We start from the raw sequence: 4,925 nt of genomic DNA, 5'->3' as shown, positions 1-4,925 counted from the left end.
CCCCGTACGTGCACGCCTTCTACTACTCCTGGTACGGAAACCCCGACCACTACGGCTCGTGGGTGCACTGGCAGCAGGGCGGGCACACCCCGCCCGACGACATCGGCGCCGACTTCTACCCCGTCCTCGGCGCGTACGACTCCGGCGACTACGACGGCGCCGTCGCCCAGCACATGGCCTGGGCGCGGCAGGCCGGCATCGGCGTGCTGGCGTACAGCTGGTGGGGCCGCGGCGGCTACGAGGACCGGCTGGCGGCCGGTGTGCTGGACGCGGCGGCGGCCGAGGGGCTGCAGATCGCCTGGCACATCGAGCCCTACTCGGGGCGCGACGGGGCGTCGGTCGTCGACGACGTGGCGTACCTGGAGGAGACCTACGGCGGCCACCCCGCCTACCACCGGGCCGCGGACCGGGGCGGGCGCTGCGCGTACTACGTCTTCAACAGCCTGAACACCACCGACTGGGCGCCGATCGCGGAGATCCGGGACAGCGCCCTGGTGATGGCGCAGACGACGGACGTCTCGCGCGTCGAGCACTTCGGCGGCATCTACACCTACGACGCCATCGCCGGCGCGAACGACCCCGACTGGGCGGGCGTCGCGGCGTGGTGCCGGGCGAACGACTACGTGTGGGCGCCGTCCATCGGCCCCGGCTACCTCGACGACCGCGCGGTGCCGGGCAACACCTCGCCGACCGTGGACCGCGCGGACGGCGAGGTGTACGACCGCAGCTGGGGCTACGTGCTGGACCCGGAGAAGGGCGGGCCGGCGGACTGGGTGACGCTCACGTCGTTCAACGAGTGGCACGAGGGCAGCCAACTGGAGCCGGCCTCCTCCAACCCGCCGCTGCCGGTCTACGTCACGTTCGAGGGCGCCTACGGGCGTACGGGCGCGGCCGCCGAGACCGCGTACCTGGACCGGACCCGGCACTGGGTGACCGAGTTCGAGGCGGCGTCCGGCCGGGGCTGAGGCGGCCCCGGCCCCGGCCGGGCCGCGCCGGGGCTCAGGTGTCGATGCGCGAGCGGTCCAGGGTGGCCGCCGAGTTGGTGATGAACTCCTTGCGAGGGGCGACCTCGTTGCCCATCAGGAGGTTGAACACCTGCTCGGCGGCCTCCAGGTCGCTGATGTTGATCCGCCGCAGCGTGCGGTACCGCGGGTCGACCGTGGTCTCGGCGAGTTGGTCGGCGTCCATCTCGCCGAGGCCCTTGTAGCGCTGGATGGAGTCCTTGAAGCGCGTGCCCTTGCGCTGGAGGTCGAGCAGGGTCTCGCGCAGCTCGGAGTCCGAGTACGTGTAGATGTACTTGTCCTGGCCCTTCTTCGGCTGGATCAGCTCGATGCGGTGCAGCGGCGGCACCGCGGAGAAGACCCGGCCCTCCTCGACCATCGGGCGCATGTAGCGCTGGAAGAGCGTGAGCAGCAGGGTGCGGATGTGCGCGCCGTCGACGTCGGCGTCGGCGAGGAAGATCACCTTGCCGTAGCGGGCCTGGTCGATGTCGAACGTCCGCCCCGAACCGGCCCCTATCACCTGGATGATCGCGCTGCACTCGGCGTTCTTCAGCATGTCCGCGACGGACGCCTTCTGCACGTTGAGGATCTTGCCGCGGATCGGCAGCAGGGCCTGGAACTCGGAGTTGCGCGCGAGCTTGGCCGTGCCCAGCGCGGAGTCGCCCTCGACGATGAACAGCTCGGAGCGCTCCACGTCGTCGCTGCGGCAGTCCGCGAGCTTGGCCGGCAGCGAGGAGGACTCCAGCGCGGTCTTGCGGCGCTGCGCCTCCTTGTGCTGCCGGGCGGCGATGCGCGTACGGGCCGCGGCCACGGCCTTCTCCAGCACCGCGCGCGCCTGCTGCTTGGCGTCCCGCTTGGTGGACGTCAGGAACGCCTTCAGCTCCTTCGCGACGACCTGCGCGACGATCCGGGAGGCCGCCGAGGTGCCCAGCACCTCCTTGGTCTGGCCCTCGAACTGCGGCTCGGCGAGCCGGACGGTGACCACCGCGGTCAGGCCCTCCAGCGCGTCGTCCTTGACGACGTCGTCCTCGGCGACGCGCAGCAGCTTCAGGCTGCGCAGGGCGTCGTTGACGGTGCGGGTCAAGGAGCGCTCGAAGCCGGAGACGTGGGTGCCGCCCTTGGGGGTGGCGATGATGTTGACGAAGGAGCGGATCGTGGTGTCGTACCCGGTGCCCCAGCGCAGCGCGATGTCGACGCCGAGGTCGCGGGTGACCTCGGTGGGCGTCATGTGCCCGCGGTCGTCGAGCACCGGGACGGTCTCCTTGAACGTCCCGTGGCCCGACAGCCGCAGCACGTCGCAGACCGGGCGGTCGGGGGCCAGGAACTCGCAGAACTCGCTGATGCCGCCGTCGTAGCGGAAGGTCTCCGTGGTGTGCCCGGCCTTGTCGGCGGAGCGCTCGTCGCGCACCACGAGCGTGAGGCCGGGCACCAGGAAGGCGGTCTGCCGGGCGCGCGCGTGCAGGTCGTCGAGCGACAGCTCGGCGTCCTTGAGGAAGATCTGCCGGTCCGGCCAGAAGCGGACGCGGGTGCCCGTCCTGGCCTTGGGGATCTTCTTGCCCTTGACCAGCCCGCTGGCCGGCTCGAAGGGGGCGTCGGCGCCGCGGCCCGAGAACCGGCCGGGAACGCCGCGGCGGAAGCTCGTCGCGTGCGTCCTGCTGGAGAGGTCGACCTCGACGTCGAGCCGGGCGGACAGCGCGTTGACCACGGAGGCGCCGACGCCGTGCAGGCCGCCGGAGGCCGCGTACGCGCCGCCGCCGAACTTGCCGCCGGCGTGCAGCTTGGTCAGGACCACCTCGACGCCGGACAGCCCGGTCTTCGGCTCGACGTCGACGGGGATGCCGCGGCCGTCGTCACCGACCTGCACGGAGCCGTCGGCGGCGAGCAGGACGTCGATGTTCCGGCAGTACCCGCCCAGGGCCTCGTCGACGGAGTTGTCGATGATCTCCCACAGGCAGTGCATGAGACCGCGGCTGTCGGTGGAGCCGATGTACATGCCGGGCCGCTTGCGGACGGCCTCCAGACCCTCCAGGACGAGCAGGTGCCGCGCGGTGTAATTGGAGCCGTCGCGCTCGGCGGCGGCCAGCACGGACGGCACGGACGTGTCGGCGGTCACTCAGTTCGCTCCTCGCTGAATTTCGGGCCCGGGTGGCGGTGGCGGGCCTCATCTGCCGGTCAGAGGGTACCGAGGCTCTATAGAGCCGGTACGCAGCCACCCGCATGTGACTCGATACTAGTCCCGCTTCGAGCGCATGTTCGATCCCTCGGAGGGGTGATTCGTTTATCACGTTCCCTTACGCGCATGAACCATTTAGGCTCCGGGCACGTCCTCATCAACAACCGGCAACCCAGCCGGGGAGGTCAAAAAGGACCAAAGGCGCTCAATACGGCACAAGCACGACAAGCACTACGGCTCATCCGCCGCCACCTGGCGACATCGGGCCTGGTGACGAAGGCTTTCCCGATCAGGAGCCACGAGCGGGAACGTTTTCGGCCTGGTTGGATGTTGACCCTGGTACGACAGCTCGTCGAGCTAGAGAAGAGGCGACGTGACTACTGTTCTGACTCCCGCAAGCCCGCTGACGGCCGCCGACCGGTGCGACCGCTGTGGTGCCCAGGCCTACCTGCGCGTTGTCCTGACGAGCGGCGGCGACCTGCTCTTCTGTGCGCACCACGGCCGTAAGTTCGAGCCGGAGCTCAAGAAGATCGCTGCCGAGATACAGGACGAGACGGAGCGGCTCCAGGCCACTCCGGCGTCGGCCAACACCGACGAACGCTGACGCGCCGACGTCAGCCCGACGAGCCTCGTGCGGCCCCCGGGCCGGACTCAGGTGGTCATTCCCACTGGGGGTGGCCGCCTCGTCGGTTTCCGGGGCGGTACGGGCCCGTACGGCAGCAGTCGGCGCGCCCCCGTACGGCAGGAACGCCGTACGGGCGCCCGGGCGGCCTGTGTGCTCCTCAGGAGCCCTTGCCGGGCCCGTGTGCCATGACGGTCTCCACGGCCGCGGAGATCCGCGTGTAGACGCCGGGACGGCCCTTCTCCCCGCAGCCCCCGCCCCACGAGACCAGGCCCACCAGCCGCCCGCGTACGACCAGCGGGCCGCCGCTGTCGCCCTGGCAGGCGTCCGGGCCGCCGCGCATCAGCCCCGCGCAGACCATCGACGCCGCGAGGTAGCGGCCCTCGGGACTGCCCGGGTACGCGCGCTCGCAGGCGGTGTCCGGCAGCACCTCGACGTCCGCGGCGTGCAGCGTCGTGGGGTAGCTGGCCTTCCCGTCGGTGTCTCCCCAGCCGTAGACGCGGGCCGGCGAGCCCGGCTCGTACGCCGGGTCGTCCGCCTTCTTCGCCAGCGGCAGGAACCGCGCCGCCTCGGCCGGGCGCTTCAGGCGCAGCACGGCGACGTCCCCGGCGTTGGTCCAGCCGTCGTAGTCGGGGTTCACCCACACCCGCTCGATGGCCAGTTCCCTGCCCTCGGTGCCCGCCAGATCGCCGCGGCCGGCCACGACGCTCAGATCGCCGACCTTGCTCCAGTGCACGCCGAGCGTCTCCTCGGCGAGGCAGTGCGCGGCCGTCAGGACCACCTGCGCGGACACCAGCACCCCCGCGCAGAACTGCCCCGACCGCTCTTCGCCGAAGAGCTTCTTGCTGGTCAGCGCGACGGTCCAGGGGCTGTCGCCGATACCCACCGGGTGCCCGCCGACCACCACGCCGTCCGCCGCCGCGGGAGGGGCCTGCCCCAGTACGGCCGGGGGCAGCAGCACCGCGACGGCGGCGGCGACGATCGAGCGAAGACGCAGGCGCATGGGGTCTCCCTGACGGCGTGAGGCTGGGGCGTCGTGCACTCAGCCTCGGACAGCGCGGCGCGGGCCGCACGTCAGTCACGCCGCCGACGGGACCCCCGACAACCGCCCTGACCTGCGGCGACGCAG

General features: G+C 71.4%; 4 protein-coding genes. 2 read left to right on the top strand and 2 right to left on the bottom strand.

Annotation, left to right across the window (positions count from 1 at the left end; translation table 11 throughout):
* On the top strand, positions 1 to 965 hold a 965-nt coding region (locus H5J30_RS17550; RefSeq protein ID WP_181788364.1), incomplete at its 5' end, for a glycoside hydrolase family 71/99 protein.
* Positions 966 to 999: 34 nt separating this feature from the next.
* Here H5J30_RS17550 and H5J30_RS17545 read toward each other — a convergent pair.
* A complete protein-coding gene (locus H5J30_RS17545) occupies positions 1,000 to 3,114 on the bottom strand; it encodes a DNA gyrase/topoisomerase IV subunit B (RefSeq protein WP_181788363.1) in 2,115 nt (704 codons plus the stop codon).
* Positions 3,115 to 3,547: 433 nt separating this feature from the next.
* On the opposite strand from H5J30_RS17545, the gene H5J30_RS17540 reads away from it, so the two are divergent.
* On the top strand, positions 3,548 to 3,778 hold the full coding sequence (locus H5J30_RS17540; protein ID WP_181788362.1) for a DUF7455 domain-containing protein: 231 nt from the start codon (positions 3,548 to 3,550) through the stop codon (positions 3,776 to 3,778).
* A gap of 178 nt (positions 3,779 to 3,956) precedes the next feature.
* Here the strand turns inward: H5J30_RS17540 and H5J30_RS17535 are convergent, their stop codons facing one another.
* On the bottom strand, positions 3,957 to 4,799 hold the full coding sequence (locus tag H5J30_RS17535; RefSeq protein WP_181788361.1) for a S1 family peptidase: 843 nt from the start codon (positions 4,797 to 4,799) through the stop codon (positions 3,957 to 3,959).
* Positions 4,800 to 4,925: the final 126 nt, after the last annotated feature.

Origin of the sequence: Streptomyces phytophilus, assembly GCF_013870535.1 — a bacterium.
Taxonomy (GTDB): Bacteria; Actinomycetota; Actinomycetes; order Streptomycetales; family Streptomycetaceae; genus Streptomyces; species Streptomyces phytophilus.
The sequence above is the reverse complement of the archived record's forward strand: the minus strand, read 5'-3'. Positions and strand labels throughout refer to the sequence as shown.

Bases quoted from the DNA above. Each gene is read 5' to 3' on its own strand.
- H5J30_RS17535 (WP_181788361.1), bottom strand. From the start codon at position 4,799: ATGCGCCTGCGTCTTCGCTCGATCGTCGCCGCCGCCGTCGCGGTGCTG.